Below are 20,474 nucleotides of genomic sequence, written 5' to 3'. Positions count from 1 at the left end.
ATTTACTCTAAAATGTTTACTATTTTATTGAAATTATTAATTGTATAAGTAGGATTTTCAAAGTTCCCGTAACCATATTCTACTAAGGCAAAGTCTAAGCCGTTTGCTATTGCAGCTATTCCATCGTGAGACGTGTCCCCTACGAATAAAGATTCAGACTTTTCTAAAGTAAAAGATGTAATCAGATTATGAACTAACTTGGCTTTATTTTCAAAAATTAATTCAAAACTATCCGGACAATAGACTCCCTTAAAATATTGGTTTAAATTTAAATACTCTAGAATTAAATTAGTTGGCTTTTTTCTTTTGTTCGTCGCTATATATAACTCTAATTCGTCATTTATAAGGGATTTCAATACTTCCGAAACATTCTCAAATAATTGGCTTTTTTTAAATCCTTCATTATCATAATGTAACTTAAAAGCATCTACAAATTTTTTAATAACTAAAGAATCAGTTTCACCATTAAAAGTATGGAGAACCTCATTTATGGGTGGCCCTATTAAAGGTTTAATGTCTTTAATACATTCTACCCCATAAATTTTATTAAATGCAAATGAAAACGACTCAACTATTCCAGGAGCAGAATCAATTAACGTACCATCTAAATCAAATAGAATATTTTTGTATTTCAATTCACTTAGAATTTTACTGTTTTTACAATCATATTAGATTGTAATTCTTGCTCACTTAAAAATGGGAACATATCTTCCAAAGGTGCGGATACCATTTTGCCATCAGGCAACTTCTTTGAGCTAAGTTTTGGCTCAAACATTTGCAATGGATCGAGTTTCACATTAATAAGTATGGGCCCATCTAAGTTGATTAATTTTAGTAATTCATCCTTAAAATCAAACTTTTCTAAAGTATATGAAGGAATATCAAATGAGTTACCAACCTTTTCCATATCTGGAAAGCTTACGCCATTATCTGGGGCACTTCCTATCGCTAAACCAAAAAAGTTTTGTTGAGTAGATTTTATAGATAAATACCCGTTATTATCTAAAACTATAATCTTTATATTTAGATTATTATGTTTTATGGTTTGCAACTCCTGTAAATTCATTAAAATGCTTCCATCACCAGCAAAACAAATTATTCTTTTATTAGGATCAGCAACTGCAGCACCAATAGCAGCGGGCAAATCATATCCCATAGATGCTGAACCAGAATTACTAAATAATTGCTGGCCTTTTTTTATGAATGATGTTTGAAATGGTACTATACATGCTGTAGCATTACCACAAACGATGACATCATCCCCTGATAGAAGAGTTTGCAACGTGGATATAAAATAATAAGGATTAATAGGTTTTAGTGGGTCCTTATGATGATCCTGAACAACTGGATATTTATTTTTTCTAACTATACACCACTCTAGCCATTCTTTAAAATCGAAATTACATTGATCTTCCTTAACACGTTTAATAAGAGATGATAAGATAAACTTTGCATCATAAACCAAAGGAAGGTCTGCCTTTAAAAAAGGCCTTCTCAATTCTGCGGAATCAATATCAATATGAATCTTATAAGCATCCCTTGCAAAATTTTCCCAATTATAACTTAATTGTCTGATAGGCATTCTACTGCCAATAATGATAACTAAATCTGAATTTTGTACTGCAAAATTACCTGCCCTGTTTCCAATACTTCCTTGTTTCCCAACATAGTTAGGGTGGTCATGATGAATTATGTCATGCGACCATGCAGTAACCACGGGAATACCTGTAATTGTAGCGAACTCTTCAAATTCTTCTAAAGCATTCGCCAGCCTCACTCCTGTACTACCAATTATTACTGGCCTTTTTGCTCTCGAAATTTTATCTACAATTTTAAGCAAATCTTCCTCTAACACTTGGGGGTCCATAGTAATTACTTCTGGAGTAAATCCTTCACAATTATCTATGTCAACCTCTGCTGCCTGAACATCAACAGGAATACTTATCCAAACAGGCCCTGGTCTGCCATTAGTTGATAAATGTATCGCTTTCTCTAAATGAAATTTTATTGAATTGGGATCAGTAACTTCAACAGCATACTTTGTAATCCCTTTTACCATGTTAATTATATCTACTTCCTGATCTCCCAATTGTCTTAACCCTTCAATATTATAGTTAGACATGATGGTTTCTCTCTTGACCTGTCCTGAAATGACAATTATTGGAATCGAATCAGTAAATGCCCCATGAACTCCATTTAAGGAATTAATAGAGCCCGGCCCAGTAGTTACATTTACTATTGCTGGCTTATTTTTAACTCTAGCATATCCTTCCGCTGCTATAGCGGATGCCTGCTCATTATGATTGCACACAAATTTTAATCCTGAAGTTCTACCAATTGAATCATTAAGATGCATTGCTCCTCCACCAGTGACTAAAAACACAGTGTCAATGCCTTCGCTTACAAGTTTAGAAAATATATAATTTGATAGTTTCATATTTTAATTAATTGTTTGGTATTGCGTACAAAACAAAATCCAAACCATCATATTGATGAGTCCTAACACTAAATTTATAAAAAGGAAAATTCTCTTTTATATAAAGTATTATCTCCCACAAATCATTTGGTAAATGATAAATACAAACTGCAATTTTAGGTTTATTTTTAATGATTGTATTGTAAGCACCTTTAAGGGCACTTAATTCAGCTCCCTCAATATCAAATTTGATAAAGGATATATCATCATTGAAGTAATCATCAATTTTTTTGCATTGAACGATTATAGACCCTGATTCACTTAATCCAGCACCTCCGCCTCCTGTTGCGTCAAATTTTAATTCAGCATTTTCATTGCCAACAGCGATATCTAAAACCTCTATATTTTCAAGACTTTTTGAACTAATATATGTTTTTAAAGTACTTAAATTTTGAGGGTCAGGCTAAAGGCAAATATATTTTTTAAAGGGCACTTTTGCGAATTTTAAATAATCATTTAACGTATCACCTGTATATGCTCCACAATCTAAAAAAGTTTCAGGTTTAGTTAATTTTACAATATCTTCAGGGAAATATTGATTATTTGTTGAAGCAGTAGGTAGTTCAATAAATGAATAACCGACTCTAACTTTTAAGTGCTTTATAAACTGAATTCTACTTTCTTCATCCTCCAAAAAAGAAAATGCCTCTTCTATTTTTAATTTATTACTTAAATAATAATCAGGTGTTTCAAAATGATAATATGGTAATAAATCATGAGAGAAAATCTGAAACACCCTATTTATAGGGATAACATTTGAAATACCAAGATTTAATAATTGATCGTATGTAATTCTATACGAATGACCTGGTGACCAAATAGTAACAACCCAGAATGGATTTTCCTCACCAAATTTTTCAATTGCATTAGCAGGTGTGTATACATTAATACCATCCACTAATGTATTATTCTTCTTTTCATTATTATCTGCAAAGCATAAAATATGAAAGCCTTTAGTTTTAAATTAACTAGCAATCTTACGTCCTAAATTACCCGATCCGAATAATATTAGTTTTTTGTTATAGATTTGATTCTTGGTATCTAATAACTCTTGATTAATCTTATTAATCTCCAAGTCATTTAGTATTTCATTAATATTCATTCTAGCTTAATTTACAAATTATTGGAACTTCAATATTATTTAATTCGAATTCTAACTTAAGATTATTTGATATTTCATTTTGATAAATCAATGATGTAACTATAATGTTAAACTTTTCATTTTGATATGAAGAAATTAATTCCCTCCCATTCTGAACTTTTATTTGATTAATTATTTTACCTTCATTAAGACTATTGTTATCAAATAATAATATTTTATTTTTTATCCCAAGTTTTTGAACTGAGTTAAGAAGTTTAAAGGCGAATTGGCCAATTCCTACAAAAGCCAAATTTTCGCCTAGCTCTGCAACTTTACTGATTTGTTCAATAATTTGATTATAAAGAATATCCGATGCACTAATATATTCTTTTATTGAAGGCAGTATTTGCTCATCAAAAGCAATTTTCGATTTTGCCCCATCAATATTTTTTTTAAACAAACTGTATACAGCATTATAATCATTAGTAGAAGCAATTTTCATAATACGAATTCCGGAATCAAGTAAGGAATACCCTCTGCTACCAAAAAAATTATAAAAAGAACTTGAAGAAAAATGATTTATATGTTCTGTGTTAAACTCTTGGAAAGGTGCATGAATCAAATCTTTATAATTCATTGCATTAGGACATTCTACATAAATAAATCCACCTGGATTTAAAATTGTTTCTATTGATTTTAGAGCCGATTCTAAATCAAGGATATGTTCCCAAACATGAGAAAGTATCACTACATCATACTTTCCAAATGTTTCATTAAGTTCAAATAATGATGCATTAAGACAATTTATATTCTTTTCGTTTTTAGTAATATTTACGCAAGAAATGGATGGGTCAATACCAGTAATATTATTAAATCCTTCATTTTTAAGTTGTTCAAGTAATCCCCCACTTGCACAACCGACATCAACAATTGCTAAATTTTTATCATCAAACTTTGACGAAATATACTTAGCAGTATCTATCAAGCGGTTTCGATCATATTCATTATACCCGCCTCCTGTTGATATTTCTTTGCTCTCATACTTTGATAGATTAGAATAATAGTCATCCAATTCGTCTTGAGTAACTTTTGTGTCAGCATAAATAAAACTGCACCCTTGACACTGAACTAAATCATAACCCTCAAGCATTGGATGAGAATTAAATAAGCTAAAATTTATCTTTTTTAATAATAAGGCATTATATGAATTACATACAGGGCACGAACGATTAGGTTGATTCATAAAATTTGATTGTTTTATTAATTGATTCACTTAATTGAATCTTTATATTAGCATTAATTGAATTAGACTTAAATACACTGGGGCAATAGATATCAACATCTTCTTTTCGAATAGGTGTTCCCAGAATTTTAACAGAAACAGAAGAATTTGAAATTGCCTTAATTTTTTCCGCAAGAGATTTGATTGAAATTGATTCATCTGATCCTACATTATAGGGCGAATTAGACTCCCCTAAAATCAATATTCTCCAAAGCAATACCATCAAATCGGAAGCATACATATAACTTCTAATGGTGCTTCCATCACCCTTAATTATAACGTCTTCTTTTTTCAGCACATTATTAATAAAGTTACCTATCGCAAAATGAGTGTTAAGAGGTAAATAGGGGCCTACAAATGCAAAGCATCGAGCAATTTTTACGGGCAATCCTAATTTTTCAAAATAGGTTGAACAATACAGTTCAGCAATTCTTTTCCCTTCGGCATAAGCTGAATTAGGGTTATTTATATCTACTTTGAAGCTTTGGCTTTCATTAATATGTGAAACATTAAAAGGCTGTTTACCATATATGGCGCCTGAACTAATAAAAAGAAAGCTTTCAATAGGCTGCGTTAATGCAAAATCTAAAACTCGTCTAGTTCCTACAGTAATTGTATCTAACATTAACAAGGGATTCCCTTTATTCAATGATTCACTTGCGGCTGTCGCGGCGTGAATTATATATTGAAATTTATCCTCTAGATTAAAGTCAAAACTTAAAATATCTCCTTTGACAAATATGACTGAATTAGAATGCTGGTTGTAGAAAGGAAATTCTTGTAAAAATGATTCCGGATCTCTGGTTAAAGTAGTTAATCTCGCATTTAGATTTAATTTTTCATTGGCATAGATAAAACTCTCAAGTAACCACTTACCAAAAAACCCAGTTCCGCCAGTTAAAAAAATAGATTTTTCTCTAAATGATTCCCAAATATCTTGGGTATTATGTAAAACATGCTCTAAATCTTCAACAGGTAACCTCTTCATTATAACGAGCTAATATACTTTCTAATGACTTCTATAATATAGTCATAATGAACTTTATTCAATCCTGGCCAAACTCCTAACCAAAATGAATTATTCATAATGATATCTGTATTTTTCAAGTCACCTATTTTACGGTAGTTTAAATTCGCATATGCCGGCTGTCGCAATAAATTACCTCCAAAAAATAACCTTGTTCCGATTTTATTTTGTTCCAGGTATTCTACTAATTTATTTCTATTGAGTGGGCTTCCTTCTTTAATAGTTAACATAAAGCCGAACCAACTTGGATCTGAATTTTCGGTCGCTTTTGGCAATATAAAATGATCTTCAAATTCTTTAAACATTACAGTAAGGAGAGCATGATTTTCTCGACGCCTCGCTACAAAATAGTCAGCCTTTGTTAATTGACTTAACCCAACAGCAGCTTGCATGTCAGAAACCTTTAAATTAAAGCCAATGTGAGAATAAGTATACTTATGGTCATACCCATCTGGCAAATCCCCCAATTGTTGACAATAACGAATACCGCAAGTATTATCTGTCCCTGGAGCGCACCAACAATCTCGTCCCCAATCTCTGAAACTCTCAGTTACCTTCTTTAGAGAAGCATTGTTAACTAATACAGCCCCTCCTTCTCCCATGGTTATATGGTGTGCTGGATAAAATGAAAGGGTTGCCAAATCTCCAAAAGTACCCGTCTTTTTCCCATTATATATGGCACCTAATGAGTCACAATCATCCTCAATAACCCACAAATTATGTTTTTTAGCAATATCCATTACGGCTTTAAGATCGAATGGATTTCCTAAAGCATGAGCTAACATAATCGCTTTAGTTTTAGGAGAAATTGCCTTTTCAATATCCTCAACTTTAATATTATAGCTAGGAATATCAACGTCTACAAACACTGGAATACATCCAAATTGAATTAAAGGATTAATCGTAGTGGGGAAGCCAGCTGCAACTGTTATTACTTCATCACCAGGCTTAATTGCTCTATCTCCTAATTTAGGAGAGGTCAACGCATAAAAAGCCAAAAGATTAGCAGAAGACCCTGAGTTCACCAAAAAAGAATAACGACTTCCAAAATATTTAGCCAACTCTTTTTCAAGTTTTAAAGAAAAACGTCCAGCGGTAAGCCAGGCATCCATCATCGACTCAATACCCCAAAGCACGTCATCTTCATCTATAACTTTCCCAGAAACAGGGATATAGCTAACTCCTGGAATGATTTCTTTATTGATGTTTTTTGAAAATTTTTCGATAAGCGCTTTTTTTAGCGATTCGTCATCGATATTATTAAAATCAATCCCATTTAATATTTCAGCGTTCTTTATCATTTATTTTAAACTTAAATAAAATTCAATATCATTTTCAACTAATTTTTTAGCACTAATCCCTTCATAATACCCTTTATACCAAGCAATTGTTCTTTCTACCGCTATTTTGGCATTAAAAACTGGCTTCCAGTTTAATTCAGACAACGAACGGCTAATATCTAATTTTAATAACCCTGCTTCATGTGGATTATTGCTATTTTGCTCAATACTATAATTTCCATTTCCCCAATACTCTATGGATTTTTCGACCATATTAGCAACCGAAAGGGTATCAGAGATATTCGGGCCAAAATTGTACGCCTTTGAATAGTGCGTAGGAACCTCAAAAAGTTTTTTTCCTAATTCTAAATAACCAAAAAGTGGCTCAATCACATGTTGCCATGGTCGAACAGCATTCGGGTTTCTAATCGAAATAGTATTATTCTGATATAGAGATTTGACAATATCAGGTATTAAGCGATCTTTAGACCAATCACCTCCTCCTATTACATTTCCTGCTCTTCCTACTGCAAGAGCTTTGCCATGAACTTCTATTTTTGAAGTATTAAAAAATGAATTTCGATAAGAATCTATCACTAATTCTGCACAGGCTTTACTTGCACTATACGGATCATACCCACCTAATCGATCATCTTCTCTGTAGGGGTACTCCCATTCATTATTGTGATAGACTTTGTCTGTTGTAATAAGAACAACAGAACAAGTATGGTTTAGTTGACGAACAGCATCTAATAAATTAGCTGTACCGATTGCGTTAACTTCAAAAGTCTCTGACGGAATTTCATAGGAAAGCCTAACCAAAGGCTGCGCAGCTAAATGAAATACAAAATCCGGCTGAAAATCCTTAATAGATTTAATTAATGCTTCCTTATTTCGAAGATCATTTATTTCAGATTCACATATTTCTGCACCGGAGAGCTCATTAAATAAATTTAACTCTGTTTCTGGTGCTAAAGCATAGCCTTTAACTTTAGCTCCTAGCATACTAAGAATTTGGATCATCCATGATCCCTTAAACCCTGTATGACCAGTAACAAAAACCTTTTTCCCTGAATACGTTTCCTTTAAAGATTGCATGTAACTATTTCCAAATTTTCCATGATGCTAATCCTGAATTCCATAATTCATTCAAATCCATCTTATCTTTCAATGAATCCATTGGACGCCAAAAACCGCTATGTTTAAATGAATTTAATTGTCTGCTTTGGGCTAAATTTTCCAAAGGATTTCTTTCCCAAATAGTAGAATCGCCTTCAGTAATATAATCGAACACGTCAGGCTCACAAACAAAAAATCCACCATTAATCCAGCCTATGTCTTCAGAACGTTTTTCATGAAAAGATTCAACTAAGTTCTCAGAGTTAATTTGTAAAACTCCAAATCTACCACTTGGTTGAACAGATGTCACCGTACATAATTTCCCCTGTTTTTGGTGAAATTCCACCAGCTCATGAATGTTTACATCTGCCACTCCGTCGCCATACGTAAGCATAAACGGCTCATTATTTACATATTTTTGAATACGTTTAATTCTACCTCCTGTCATTGTTTCAGGTCCAGTCTCAACTAAAGTTATCTTCCAGTCTTCGGATAAATTATTATGAACCTCTAACTTATTATTCTTAACATCAATAGTAACATCTGATTGATGTAAAAATAAATTGGCAAAATATTCTTTGATAACATATCCCTTATAGCCTAAGCAAACGACAAAGTCATTAAATCCATAACTTGAATAGATTTTCATAATGTGCCATAAAATAGGCATTCCTCCTATTTCGACCATAGGCTTAGGCCGAACATCTGTTTCTTCTGCTAATCGGGTACCAAACCCTCCAGCTAGGATTACAACTTTCATATTTTATAATCTATCGGTTACTAAATCTCTAGGTAAAACTGATTTAATATCATAAATGACAGCTTCATTACTGGTTTTAAGATTACTTAAATCCATATTTAAAAATTCTGAATGAGAAACGGCTAAAATTATACCATCGTATTTTGACAGTTCAAATGTTAAATCCAAATTATAAACATGTTTAACTTCTTCTGCATCAGCATGGGGATCATATAAATCAACGTTTATGTTAAACTGATATAATTCTTTTACAATATCAACAACTTTTGAATTTCGTATATCAGGACAATTCTCTTTAAAAGTTACTCCTAAAATTAAAACTCGGGATCCAGAAATAATATGATTCTTAGAAATCAAGAGCTTAACTAATTTATTGGCAACAAAAATCCCCATATTATCATTAACTCTCCGACCAGACAGTATAACTTGAGGATGATAACCAAGACTTTCGGCCTTGTGTGCTAAATAGTAAGGATCGACACCGATACAATGTCCTCCAACAAGTCCTGGTTTATATTTTAAAAAATTCCATTTTGTTCCTGCGGCTTCAATTACATCATTGGTATCTATACCCATCTTATCAAATATTAATGATAGTTCATTAATAAATGAAATATTTATATCCCTTTGGGCATTTTCAATAGCTTTAGATGCTTCAGCAACTTTGATTGATGGAGCTTTATGAGTGCCGGCAAATATTATAGATTTATATAATTCATCTACTATTTCCGAGACTTCCGGGGTGGATCCAGATGTAACCTTTTTAATTTTAGTTAATGTATTAACTTTATCTCCTGGATTGATTCGCTCAGGGGAATAACCACAGTAAAAATCTTGATTAAATTTTATTCCTGAATATTTTTCTAATACTGGAACACAGTCTTCTTCCGTACAACCAGGATAAACCGTAGATTCATAAATTACTATGTCGCCTTTTTTTATTACTTTACCCAACATCTCTGAGGCTTTCAACAATGGTGTTAAATCCGGCGCCTTAAATTGATCAATGGGTGTTGGAACAGTCACAATAAAAACATTGTAATGATTTAATTCATCTACATTAGCAGTAAAATTCAAACCTAAACCTAAATTAGATTTAGCCAATTCCGTTGCTAGTTTCATACCCTCAAGGTCTGCTTCATTAGTGCGATCAATTAGAAGATTAAGCTCGTCAATTCTATTTTGGTCGATATCAAATCCTACAACTTTAAACTTTTTACCAAATTCTATAGCCAAGGGTAATCCAACATAACCTAGCCCAATTATTGCTATTTTTTTTCCACTTAAATCCATTTAGAAAGTTTAATAATTTTTGCGCACTAAACTGCCCACCAACACCTTTTAATTTATATAATTTGAGTTACCCTGAAATTTTACATAAAACTAGTTAACACTGTAAATCAATGCATTAATGATTTGCGAATATTTGTGAATACTTATTAGTCCAATGGACCACACTAATCGTTTTTCTCTTTCTCTCTCCACGGCTTCGCCATCCTGAGTCACACAAAAAGGGTGCTCAGAAAATCGAATTCAAGAAACAAATATACCCCCATTTTGGTTTAGCGCCAAGTCTAATTTATTTAATGGGAATATTTAACATTATATCCATCGAATTATTCGAATAGTCCTATTTTAATCGCTGAGGGCTCGTCCTTTGGTTTCAGGTAAATAAATCATGCCTATGATGACCGTTAAGGCTGCTAGGGCGATGGGATAGAACAATCCGGCAAAATTCGAATGAGTGACCGCTCCCAGCCAAGTGGCCACAAAAGGGGCACATCCGCCGAACACCCCATTAGCAAAGTGATACGGGATGGAGAGGGAGGTGTAGCGGATTTTGGTAGGGAAAAGTTCGACAAGGAATGCGGCGATCGGGCCGTAGGCCATCGCCGCGAAAGTCACTAATAAGCTGCAAATGAAAGCCAGTTCGAGCTTTCCGGTCCAGTTCAGGAAGATCGCGCCATTGACCATCGTGCCCTCCTGGGCTACGATCGTGGACATCCACGAGAAAAGGGGGTAGTACCCGAGCGCAGCGAGGGCCATACCGCCCAGCATAATTTTCTTGCGACCCACCCGGTCAGACAGGCTCCCGAAATACACAAAGAGGGGAGTGCCCACCACCAAACTCGCAGCGATAATGAGGTTCGTCGTAATGAAATCGACCTGGAGGATTTTGTTGATGAAGATTTGGGCATAAAATTGTCCCGTATGCCAAACAACCCCCTGCCCCACAATCGCCCCAAACATCGCAATTAACATTAAGCGGCGATTCGCCTTACTGGCGAAAGCTTCCTTTAAAGGATTTTCGGAGAGTCTGCCTTCCACCTTGAGTTTGGAGAATAGAGGAGATTCATCCATATTTCGGCGAATGAAGTAAGACACCACCACTAAAATACCAGAAAGCGCAAAAGGCACCCGCCAGCCCCAGTCCTTAAAGGCCGCATCGCCTAAAAGCTGCTGCGTCGCTAAGATGACCAGGATGGAGACGAAGAAACCGAGCGTGGCGGTTGTTTGGATGTAGGACGTGTACTTCCCGCGTTCGGCGTCTGGTGCATATTCCGCGACGTAAGTCGCGGCGCCCCCATACTCACCCCCTAAGGCTAATCCTTGGATGATTCTTAATGCCAAAAGCACAGCCGGAGCCACCAACCCAATCTTCTCATAACTCGGTATAAACGCAATCGCAAACGTCGACCCACCCATCAAAAGCAGCGTCAACAAAAACGTATACTTCCTCCCTATCAAATCCCCCAGCCTCCCAAAAAGCACCCCACCAAAAGGCCTCGCCACAAACCCAGCCCCAAAAGCCGCTAACGTCGAAATAAACGCCGCCGTCGGATCCTCCTTCGGAAAGAAACTCAACGAAATAATCGCACTCAAACTCCCAAAAATATAGAAGTCATACCACTCAATCACCGTCCCCACACTCGACGCCACAATCACCTGCCACAACTTCTTAATGGGTACTTTATTATTATCGAACTCTTGCATAGTACATTCTCAATTTCTTCCTAAAAATACATAAAATATCACTATCTCACCTTTATGGCGCGACAATTGTTGTAATTCCTTACCTAAAACTGATAATATTGGCTCTGAAGAGCCTATAGGCAGTTTTTGCTAATATAACTTACAATTGTATAAACGGCTTTTTCGGATATTGACACATTTTGTCAATACCTGGGAATGGCTCTTAGTGCCTCGCGCCTATTTTACCAATAGTCCCCTAAGGCGCACACAAGGCACATAAAGATAAATTTAAGGCCCCTAAAATCACATTATCAGTAAGCTGTTAGGAAGACAGAATGGGTGGGAATACATTTGGAACACCAAACCACTAATCAATATGTTTAATCACTTCTCTAGATACCTGAAGCTCATCCGTGCCGTTCCGCTGCATGTGATGGCGCAGGATCTCGGGATCGACGCCGGGCTTTTGAGCAAATACGAAAACAGCAATCGCATCCCAGATCTCGACCTCGTCATCATTTTTGCCCATTACCACCAGGTAAACGCGCGCGAACTGTGCATCAATTGGATGCGGGAGCGCATCAAACGATCCTTTGTGGGCTACGAAAATTTAGTAGAGGAAGCTCTACCCCACGCTGAAAAAGACGTCAAGTACTTCCTAAAGTACCACAAAGTCAAATTAGAGCGGAAATTCTGTTTCAAGCTCATCCTTAAAAACGCCATCACCTACGACGACGCGCAGGTCACAAACCTACGCCATTTTCAATTCCGCCGCCACGGCGTCTTTAACCACTAAACCCTACAAACATGTTCAATTTTTTTGGCAACAAAGAGCCCCTGCTCTTCTACAACGGCCACATGGGCCCCTACAAATTCACGAAAGTCACCGTCACCATTTTTGAAAAAGACCAAGAAGTCTACACAGAATCGGTCATCGTAGCCCCGGCAGCCAGGTCTCAATTGATATTTGACTCGAAGAAGTTCTTGACGGAGTTGAGGAATAGATGAAGTGAGTGCCCTAGCGTGTAAACAGGCCTACAAATGAAGTAGACAGCGACACCAGAAAGCTAAAAATCAACGGGGCAATAAACCCCGTTACCACAAAACCTGGCACATAGGCCGCCACTAAATAGACTAGACCTACCGAGATCACTAGAGAGAACAACCCTAAAGTCATGAACGTAATAGGGAAGCTGATGATCTTCAAAACGGGTTTGACGAAGGAATTCACAAAGCCCATCGCTAAAGCGACCAAAAGTGCGGTCGTGAAACCATCTACCGTAATGCCTTTTAAATAGCGAGGAATGACCAAAACTACGCAGGCAATGATGATGTAACGAATGATGAATCCGATCATAGGAAAGATTATTTAGCAGCGTGACGAGACTGAAGAACGGCGATGATTTCGCTTAAATCAATTCCACGGTCCTCTAATAAGACTAAGAGGTGGAAAATAAGGTCAGCCGCTTCGCCTTTGAAAAGGTCATCGTTTTGCATTAGGGCTTCGATGACGAGCTCGACGGCTTCTTCGCCTACTTTTTGGGCCACTTTGTGGGTGCCTAATTGGAATAATGAAGCGGTATAGGATGAAGACGCTGGGGCTGTTTTGCGGCTACGGATGACGTGCTTTAATTGATCTAACCAGGCTGCGTTGTCTGCATTTGACTCGTTGAAACAGGTGTCTGCTCCGGTGTGGCAAGTGGGGCCAGCTGGTTTGGCCTGAATTAAAATGGTGTCTGCGTCGCAATCGATTGAAAGGCTGACCACGTCTAGGAAGTTGCCTGATTCTTCGCCTTTAGTCCAAAGACGGTTCTTCGAGCGGCTGAAAAAGGTCACGCGCTGGTCGGAAACGGTCTTTGCGTAGGCTTCCTCATTCATGTAGCCTAACATCAAAACGGTACGGGTGCTGGCATCTTGGATGATGGCGGGCACGAGGCCTTTGGAAAAATCGGGTTGCTTGGACATATTTCTATTAAATGCGCATCGGAATGCCTTGGGATGCAAGGTAATTCTTCAATGCCAAAATTTCAATTTCTTTAAAGTGAAATATACTTGCGGCGAGGCCTGCGTCAGCTTTGCCGGTCGTGAATACTTCGGTAAAATGTTCCATCATTCCCGCTCCGCCGGAGGCAATAATGGGAATGGAGGCTGCTGAGGATATGCGTGCGGTCAAATCACAGGCGAAGCCTGCTTTCGTTCCGTCGGCGTCCATCGAGGTTAATAATAGTTCGCCAGCACCACGGTTTTCAACTTCGAGGGCCCATTCGAGGGTTTTTAATTCGGTGATGCGTCTGCCGCCGTGGGTGTGGACGAAGTCCAGGCCCGCGGCGGGTTCAAAGCGCGTATCGATCGCGACAATGATGCATTGAGAGCCAAAAGCCAAAGCCAGTTCATCCACCAGCTCTGGCCGGCGCACCGCAGACGAGTTGATGGACACTTTGTCCGCGCCGGCGTTCAACAACGCCGATACGTCAGCAATGGACGAAATTCCGCCGCCCACGGTAAAAGGAATATTCACGTGCCGCGCGACTTCACGGACTAAATTCACCAACGTCTTCCGGTCATCGACCGTCGCCGTAATATCTAAAAAAACCAGCTCATCCGCCCCCTGCTGCGCATAAAGTGCCCCCAGCTCCACCGGATCACCGGCATCGCGCAGGTCCACAAAGTTCGTCCCTTTCACGGTTCGCCCTTCTTTAATATCCAGACAAGGTATGATGCGCTTTGTTAACATGCTGCTGAAAATTTGGCCAAATCCGCTAAACTAATCCGACCCTCATAAAACGCTTTCCCCACAATCACCCCAAACAAATTCATCTCCCGCAAGCGCACTAAATCCTCCATACAAGCCACCCCACCGCTCGCAATCACGCTCAGCGACGGGCTCGAAGCCTGAATTTTTTCATATAAATCGAAGCTGGGGCCTTGCAACAAACCATCTTTGGCTACATCTGTCGAAATCACATATTTCGCGCCTTTCGAGGTATAATCCTGCAAAAAGTCAAAAATCGAAATATTCGAATTTTCCTGCCAGCCCGAAACCGCAATCATCTCATTCTGCGCATCCGCCCCCAAAATAATCTTCTCCGACCCATACTTCTGCAACCATTCGCAGACCAGCGCAGGATTACGCACGGCAATACTGCCGGCGGTAATCTGCGCGGCACCCGCAGAAAAAGCCGTATCAATCATCTCGTCGGACTGAACCCCGCCACCAAAATCAATATGCAACGACGTGTTCGACGCAATGCGTTCCAAAACCGCGGCATTCACAATCTTTTTCGCCTTCGCCCCATCCAAATCCACTAAGTGCAAACGCTGAATTCCGGCCCCTTCAAAGGCTTTGGCGATCTCCAAAGGGTCTTCTGAATAGACCGTTTTTTGGCCATAATCCCCCTGAGTCAATCGCACGCATTGCCCATTTATCAGATCGATCGCCGGAATTAGTTGAAACATATTAGAGTGCTAAGAAATTTTTCAAAATCTGTTCGCCAGCCTTTCCGCTGATCTCCGCGTGAAACTGCGCGGCATAAAAATTATCCTTTTGTAACATCGCCGAAAACGGCTGTACATACTCACAAACCGCTGTCGTATACTGATTTACGGGCGCATAAAAAGAGTGCACGAAATAGACAAACTCTTCTTCTTTCAGTCCTTTCATCAAGGGATTTTCGCCATTTTGCGTGATTGAATTCCACCCAACGTGCGGAATTTTCAAGTCTTTACTGATGAACTTCTTCACCTCCACGTCAAACACCCCAATGCAATCTGTGTTTCCCTCTTCCGAGTGCTTGCACAATAATTGCATTCCGATGCAGGTCGCCAAAACTGGCTGCTTCAACCCTTTTATCACCTCGTCTAGGCCCTTTTCTTTCAAATAAGCCATCGCCGTACTCGCCTCGCCCACCCCCGGAAAAATTACTTTGCCGGCATTTTTAATCTGCTCCGGATCATCCGTCCACTGGTATTTTTGCCCAATACGGTCCAACGCGTACATCACCGACGCCACATTCCCCGCATTGTATTTTATGATCGCAATTTCCATTAGCGTACAAAGGTATTAACTTTGGGGGATAATTGCCCCCTTTGCGGGGCCCTTTTATGAACAAAAAACTCGTTTACGAAACGCTCTACCTCGTTTGGATGGGCCTATTGCCCTTACTGCCGTCTGGCTTTTTGGGCTACTACGCGCTAGCGAATCCTGCGTTTTTTACGTCATTTTCATTGCTGGGGTCGGTGGTTTTTTGGATTTGCGCCGCTTTGATTATGGGCCTAGCCCTCTGTCCCACGACATTTTTTGCCCTGTTTACGGGCTATGTTTATGGCTTTTCGGGGCTATTACCGTTGATTTTGGCTTATTCGGCGGCTTCGGCGCTGGGTTATTTTCTTGCCAAAAAGTTCGGCGCGACAGCTTTGCTGTCGCGTGTTCCTTCTAGTTTCCTAGCGAACGTGCGGTCTTCCTCCTTTTCCTGGGTGTTCCTCGCGCGGCTTTCTCCAATTTTCCCTTTCGCCATCACAAATGCAATTATGGCTTTCGTTGGTGTTCCCTTCCGCGCCTTTATTACGGCTGGAACTTTGGGAATGTTACCAAGAACGTTCTTAGCGGTCTTTACGGGGATCTCTGCCTCATCTTGGGCTTTATTATTTGCACGCCCCGAATTAGTGCGCTGGCAAGATGTGGTTTCTGTGCTGCTATTGATCGTTTCCGCTGTGGGAATGTATTTTTTAGGGCGCCGTTCTTTGCGATAAATGTGTTTCTGGGCTTTAATGGCACTATTGTGATGAAATAAGCGTGAGCCACTCAGGCGACTTTTCAGGTATTGACAAAAAGTGTCAATACCTGAAAAGTCCTCTCATTGCCTCGAACTTATTTTCACTTTTTCCACTTTGGAACGATTATCAGTTTATTAAAGGGTAATATCCAAAAAATGGGTTACATTTATCCATGCAACCACTAAACATCAAACTATACGATTTAGCTCGTGCTAAATTGCACCTGAAAGATTCTGATGCCATGGAATTTGTATCCACCATTCACGAATTACAAGAAAATCAGAAAGATAATTTAGTAACAAAAGATTTTCTCAGCAAAGAACTTTCGGATACAAAATTCGATATTCTAAAATGGATATTTATTTTCTGGGTAGGCCAATTATCGATCACAATAGGCATCGTTCTGATGCTAATCAAAAAATAAATTCATTTTATAAAACGCGACGCCATGAACGCTGATTCAAGTATTAATAAACTGCAAGATCACCGATTCGAAAATCTGGTGACGAAAGAATACCTGGATCAAAAACTTTCTGAGATACCAGTAAAATTGAATCATTTGGAATTGAGAAGCATAGAACGTATGAACACCTTAGAAATAAGGCTCCTTGAAAAATTCAATAAACTAGAAATTCAGTTAATAGAAGCTAAATTGGAAATATTCCAATGGATGTGCTTCTTTTGGATTACACAGATGGCGGTCAACGTTGTAGCCATTATGATATTACTCAAAAAGTAATCCACTGACTAAGTCCGCAGGGCGGCTTAACGACAAAATCGTGACTAAATCGCGCAGCGATGACTAAGGCGCAACGCGTCGACCAAGCCCGCAGGGCGACTTCGCGAAGCTTCGCAATCAAGCCGCTTCGCGGCGACTTGCTACGCAAGCGAATCAATCACCTGAACTTTTCCCCAAAGGTGCATGTTCTCTTGGATGAACTTCTTGTGGAGGGGGTGGTAGAGGTATTCTTTTTCTTTTTCGGCGCTGTCGAAAACAAGGACTACCGAAAAGGTGTAACTTGCTTCTGTAACTGATTTGTCAAAATCGGTGACGATGGGCTTGCCTACGTGGGCTGAAGCGATCATGGGTAGGGTGCCTAACGTTTTTAGGGCGCGGAAGAGTTGATCGGTTTCGGTGGTGGAGGTTGGGTTTTTGGCCCAAAACAACACATGATGTATAAAGGTCATTTTCGTTGAAGGTTCAGCTGATGCCACAAAGGGCAAGGTCGAGGCTAGGGCGATAAAATCGCGGCGGGAGGTTGACATAGGTTTAATATTTTTTCAATTCTACGATGGAAAATCCACAAATCAAAGTGATTGTGACCGGGGTAACCGGGATGGTGGGCGAGGGCGTGATGCTGGAGGCGTTGCGTTCGCCGTTTGTGAAAGAGGTTTTGGCGATTAGTCGCAAGCCGTCTGGACATGCTCACCCGAAACTAAAAGAGTACTTTTTGGCCGATTTTTATCAGCCGGAGGAGATCAAAGAGGTGGTGAAAGACTACGATGCGTGCCTGTTTTGCCTCGGAGTTTCGTCCGTGGGGATGAAGGAGGAGGAGTTTAGGCGCAAGACCTACGACTTAACCTTGAGTTTTGCGGCTCAAATGCCCAAACACATTAGCTTCAGCTATATTTCTGGGATGTCTACAGACAGCACCGAAAAGGGTTCCATCATGTGGGCACGGGTGAAGGGGAAGACAGAAAATGATCTGAAAAAGATGGGTTTTCGGGATTCGTATTCGTTTAGACCGGGGTATTTGCAGCCAATGAAGGGGAATAAATTCACCTTGAAATACTATAAATACATCGATTGGATGTATCCGCTGCTGCTTTTGGTGGCGGGGAAGACGGCGTCTACTTTGGAAGAATTAGCGAAAGCGATGATCGAGGTGGCTGCCTTTCCGACCGAGAAGAAGACGATCGAGGTGGTGGATATCAAGGCTTTGGCAGAACAAATGAGCCATAGAATCTAGGCAAATTGCCTAGAAATGGGTAATTTTGTGGTGAAATGTAATACAATAAAAGATGGATAAGAAAGTAGTTTTAATGATCTTAGATGGCTGGGGCATCGCAACAAACCCCAAAGTTTCCGCAATCGACGCGGCCAAAACGCCATTTATTTCTTCGCTTTACGGCAAATATGCGCACTCGAAATTAGAGGCGTCCGGCTTAGCAGTAGGTTTACCAGAGGGCCAAATGGGCAACTCGGAAGTGGGCCACATGAACTTAGGGGCAGGCCGCGTGGTCTACCAAAACCTCGTTCGCATCAACAAAGCAGTCACCGAAAATACCTTGGGCCAGGAGCCTGAATTAGCGAAAGCATTCGACTATGCTAAAGCAAATCACAAATCCGTTCACTTCATGGGTCTTGTGTCCGACGGCGGCGTTCACGCACACATCGAGCACTTGAAATCCTTGCTTTCGACGGCTTCAGAGGCAGGTTTGGGCAAAGTTTTCGTCCATGCTTTCACAGATGGCCGTGATACGGATCCCAAATCAGGTCTGAAATTCATGACCGATTTATACCAACACACCTTAAAAACCAACACGCAAATCGCCTCAGTAACGGGTCGTTACTACGCGATGGACCGAGATAATCGCTGGGAGCGCGTGGCTTTGGCCTACAAAGCAATGGTTCACGGCGAAGGAAATCCGTCTACTGATGTACTGAAGTCCATCGAAGAAAGCTACGCGGCTGGTGTAACGGACGAATTCATCCACCCAATCATCATGACCGATGCTTCAGGTGCTCCTGTAGGAAACATCCAAGAGGGCGACGTGGTAATCTGCTTCAACTTCCGTACCGACCGTGGTCGCGAAATCACTCAGGCTTTAACGCAGCGTGATTTCCACGAAGAGAACATGCACAAAATGAATTTGTACTACTTGACGATGACGGAATACGATAAAGAGTTCCAAAACGTCCACGTCATCTTCAACGATTCTAACCTTCCAATGACAATGGGCGAGGTCCTAGAGGGCGCAGGTAAAAAACAAATTCGCATCGCTGAAACCGAAAAATATCCACACGTAACATTCTTCTTCTCTGGCGGTCGCGAGGCCCTTTTTGAAGGACAACAAAACATCCTACGCAACTCCCCAAAAGTCGCCACCTACGATCTTCAACCCGAAATGTCTGCCGCAGATCTTCGCGATGCGTTGATCCCAGAATTAGAAAAAGAGGAGGTAGACTTTGTTTGCTTAAACTTTGCTAATCCTGACATGGTAGGACACACAGGTGTTTTCTCTGCCGTAGTGAAAGCAGTAGAAACGGTAGACGCTTGCGCTGAGGCAGTTGTAACAGCGGGTCTAGCTCACGGCTATTCCTTCATCATCATCGCCGACCACGGTAACGCGGACGTAATGATGAACGAAGATGGTTCGCCAAACACAGCTCACTCAACAAACTTGGTTCCTTGTATCTTAGTAGACAACGACTTCAAACCTACGCTTCGCGATGGCAAATTAGGTGATGTGTCTCCAACGATCCTGAAAATGATGGGCGTGGCTCAACCGAAAGAGATGACGGGGGTGGCGTTATTCTAGTCGTCCCTTGCGGGACTTAGTCGCGACTACGACGCCTTAGTCCGAAATGGCCTTGAGGTGCTCCAAGGGTACAAATAGGTTAAAATACTTTCAAGGCACTAAATGGGATTTTCGCGTATTGACACATTCTGTCAATACCTGGAATGTCGCCTGAGTGCCT

Annotated in this window: 22 protein-coding genes and 1 pseudogene; 6 read left to right on the top strand and 17 right to left on the bottom strand. The window is 39.6% G+C overall.

Annotation, left to right across the window (positions count from 1 at the left end; translation table 11 throughout):
• Window positions 1-2: 2 nt before the first annotated feature.
• The 11 genes and pseudogenes from ACRZ9O_RS10175 to ACRZ9O_RS10125 all read right to left on the bottom strand — a co-directional run bounded on the left by ACRZ9O_RS10175 (window position 3) and on the right by ACRZ9O_RS10125 (window position 12,019).
• The gene (locus ACRZ9O_RS10175; RefSeq protein ID WP_459458837.1) at window positions 3-635 is read right to left on the bottom strand and encodes an HAD family hydrolase; all 633 of its coding nucleotides are present in this window, start codon (window positions 633-635) and stop codon (window positions 3-5) included.
• A 5-nt stretch (window positions 636-640) separates the two neighbouring features.
• Entirely contained in the window at window positions 641-2,437 is a 1,797-nt protein-coding gene (locus ACRZ9O_RS10170; RefSeq protein ID WP_459458835.1) for a thiamine pyrophosphate-binding protein, read from the bottom strand.
• Between the two features lie 7 nt (window positions 2,438-2,444).
• Window positions 2,445-2,867 (bottom strand): annotated as a pseudogene (locus tag ACRZ9O_RS10165) (FkbM family methyltransferase); the annotation flags it as partial.
• 12 nt (window positions 2,868-2,879) lie between these two features.
• Complete coding sequence (locus tag ACRZ9O_RS10160; protein ID WP_459458833.1) at window positions 2,880-3,374, bottom strand: hypothetical protein; 495 nt, start codon at window positions 3,372-3,374, stop codon at window positions 2,880-2,882.
• 205 nt (window positions 3,375-3,579) lie between these two features.
• On the bottom strand, window positions 3,580-4,800 hold the full coding sequence (locus ACRZ9O_RS10155; RefSeq protein ID WP_459458831.1) for a class I SAM-dependent methyltransferase: 1,221 nt from the start codon (window positions 4,798-4,800) through the stop codon (window positions 3,580-3,582).
• On the bottom strand, window positions 4,787-5,827 hold the full coding sequence (locus ACRZ9O_RS10150) for an NAD-dependent epimerase/dehydratase family protein (RefSeq protein WP_459458829.1): 1,041 nt from the start codon (window positions 5,825-5,827) through the stop codon (window positions 4,787-4,789). Before ACRZ9O_RS10150 ends, ACRZ9O_RS10155 begins: the two co-directional genes overlap by 14 nt.
• Window positions 5,827-7,167: a lipopolysaccharide biosynthesis protein RfbH gene (rfbH, locus tag ACRZ9O_RS10145; RefSeq protein ID WP_459458827.1), complete on the bottom strand. Its 1,341-nt coding sequence runs from the start codon at window positions 7,165-7,167 to the stop codon at window positions 5,827-5,829. Before rfbH ends, ACRZ9O_RS10150 begins: the two co-directional genes overlap by 1 nt.
• Window positions 7,168-8,244 carry a CDP-glucose 4,6-dehydratase gene (gene rfbG / locus ACRZ9O_RS10140; RefSeq protein ID WP_459458825.1) on the bottom strand — a complete coding sequence of 359 codons (1,077 nt, stop codon included), beginning with the start codon at window positions 8,242-8,244 and terminating at the stop codon, window positions 7,168-7,170.
• 4 nt (window positions 8,245-8,248) lie between these two features.
• Window positions 8,249-9,025, bottom strand: a complete 777-nt coding sequence (gene rfbF, locus ACRZ9O_RS10135; RefSeq protein ID WP_459458823.1) for a glucose-1-phosphate cytidylyltransferase — start codon at window positions 9,023-9,025, stop codon at window positions 8,249-8,251.
• Window positions 9,026-9,028: 3 nt separating this feature from the next.
• Window positions 9,029-10,318, bottom strand: a complete 1,290-nt coding sequence (locus tag ACRZ9O_RS10130) for a nucleotide sugar dehydrogenase (protein ID WP_459458821.1) — start codon at window positions 10,316-10,318, stop codon at window positions 9,029-9,031.
• Window positions 10,319-10,660: 342 nt separating this feature from the next.
• Complete coding sequence (locus ACRZ9O_RS10125) at window positions 10,661-12,019, bottom strand: MFS transporter (RefSeq protein ID WP_459458819.1); 1,359 nt, start codon at window positions 12,017-12,019, stop codon at window positions 10,661-10,663.
• Between the two features lie 355 nt (window positions 12,020-12,374).
• Between ACRZ9O_RS10125 and ACRZ9O_RS10120 the strand changes: the two genes are divergently transcribed.
• The gene (locus ACRZ9O_RS10120; RefSeq protein WP_459458817.1) at window positions 12,375-12,794 is read left to right on the top strand and encodes a hypothetical protein; all 420 of its coding nucleotides are present in this window, start codon (window positions 12,375-12,377) and stop codon (window positions 12,792-12,794) included.
• Window positions 12,795-13,016: 222 nt separating this feature from the next.
• Here the strand turns inward: ACRZ9O_RS10120 and ACRZ9O_RS10115 are convergent, their stop codons facing one another.
• The 5 genes from ACRZ9O_RS10115 to hisH are packed head-to-tail and all read right to left on the bottom strand — an operon-like array spanning window position 13,017 to window position 16,043.
• A complete protein-coding gene (locus tag ACRZ9O_RS10115) occupies window positions 13,017-13,355 on the bottom strand; it encodes a phage holin family protein (protein ID WP_459458815.1) in 339 nt (112 codons plus the stop codon).
• A gap of 8 nt (window positions 13,356-13,363) precedes the next feature.
• Window positions 13,364-13,963 (bottom strand): bifunctional phosphoribosyl-AMP cyclohydrolase/phosphoribosyl-ATP diphosphatase HisIE, encoded by a 600-nt coding sequence (hisIE, locus tag ACRZ9O_RS10110; RefSeq protein WP_459458813.1) that lies wholly within the window; start codon window positions 13,961-13,963, stop codon window positions 13,364-13,366.
• Between the two features lie 7 nt (window positions 13,964-13,970).
• The gene (gene hisF / locus ACRZ9O_RS10105) at window positions 13,971-14,732 is read right to left on the bottom strand and encodes an imidazole glycerol phosphate synthase subunit HisF (protein ID WP_459458811.1); all 762 of its coding nucleotides are present in this window, start codon (window positions 14,730-14,732) and stop codon (window positions 13,971-13,973) included.
• Window positions 14,726-15,454, bottom strand: a complete 729-nt coding sequence (hisA, locus tag ACRZ9O_RS10100) for a 1-(5-phosphoribosyl)-5-[(5-phosphoribosylamino)methylideneamino]imidazole-4-carboxamide isomerase (protein ID WP_459458809.1) — start codon at window positions 15,452-15,454, stop codon at window positions 14,726-14,728. The genes hisF and hisA overlap by 7 nt, the downstream gene beginning before the upstream one ends.
• A 1-nt stretch (window position 15,455) precedes the next feature.
• Window positions 15,456-16,043, bottom strand: a complete 588-nt coding sequence (gene hisH, locus ACRZ9O_RS10095; protein WP_459458808.1) for an imidazole glycerol phosphate synthase subunit HisH — start codon at window positions 16,041-16,043, stop codon at window positions 15,456-15,458.
• Between the two features lie 56 nt (window positions 16,044-16,099).
• Here hisH and ACRZ9O_RS10090 point away from each other — a divergent pair, with 56 nt between their 5' ends.
• The 3 genes from ACRZ9O_RS10090 to ACRZ9O_RS10080 all read left to right on the top strand — a co-directional run bounded on the left by ACRZ9O_RS10090 (window position 16,100) and on the right by ACRZ9O_RS10080 (window position 17,510).
• Window positions 16,100-16,747: a TVP38/TMEM64 family protein gene (locus tag ACRZ9O_RS10090; RefSeq protein ID WP_459458806.1), complete on the top strand. Its 648-nt coding sequence runs from the start codon at window positions 16,100-16,102 to the stop codon at window positions 16,745-16,747.
• A gap of 196 nt (window positions 16,748-16,943) precedes the next feature.
• Window positions 16,944-17,195, top strand: coding sequence for a hypothetical protein (locus ACRZ9O_RS10085; protein WP_459458804.1), 252 nt, complete (start codon window positions 16,944-16,946; stop codon window positions 17,193-17,195).
• Window positions 17,196-17,219: 24 nt separating this feature from the next.
• Window positions 17,220-17,510 (top strand): hypothetical protein, encoded by a 291-nt coding sequence (locus ACRZ9O_RS10080; RefSeq protein ID WP_459458802.1) that lies wholly within the window; start codon window positions 17,220-17,222, stop codon window positions 17,508-17,510.
• A 140-nt stretch (window positions 17,511-17,650) separates the two neighbouring features.
• Here the strand turns inward: ACRZ9O_RS10080 and ACRZ9O_RS10075 are convergent, their stop codons facing one another.
• Window positions 17,651-18,037: a Dabb family protein gene (locus ACRZ9O_RS10075; protein ID WP_459458801.1), complete on the bottom strand. Its 387-nt coding sequence runs from the start codon at window positions 18,035-18,037 to the stop codon at window positions 17,651-17,653.
• Window positions 18,038-18,063: 26 nt separating this feature from the next.
• Between ACRZ9O_RS10075 and ACRZ9O_RS10070 the strand changes: the two genes are divergently transcribed.
• Both ACRZ9O_RS10070 and gpmI read left to right on the top strand, forming a co-directional pair.
• Window positions 18,064-18,741, top strand: coding sequence for an NAD-dependent epimerase/dehydratase family protein (locus ACRZ9O_RS10070; RefSeq protein ID WP_459458799.1), 678 nt, complete (start codon window positions 18,064-18,066; stop codon window positions 18,739-18,741).
• A 52-nt stretch (window positions 18,742-18,793) separates the two neighbouring features.
• Window positions 18,794-20,314 (top strand): 2,3-bisphosphoglycerate-independent phosphoglycerate mutase, encoded by a 1,521-nt coding sequence (gene gpmI / locus ACRZ9O_RS10065; RefSeq protein ID WP_459458797.1) that lies wholly within the window; start codon window positions 18,794-18,796, stop codon window positions 20,312-20,314.
• Window positions 20,315-20,474: the final 160 nt, after the last annotated feature.

Source organism: Aquirufa sp. HETE-40SA (assembly GCF_054558635.1).
The sequence above is the reverse complement of the archived record's forward strand: the minus strand, read 5'-3'. Positions and strand labels throughout refer to the sequence as shown.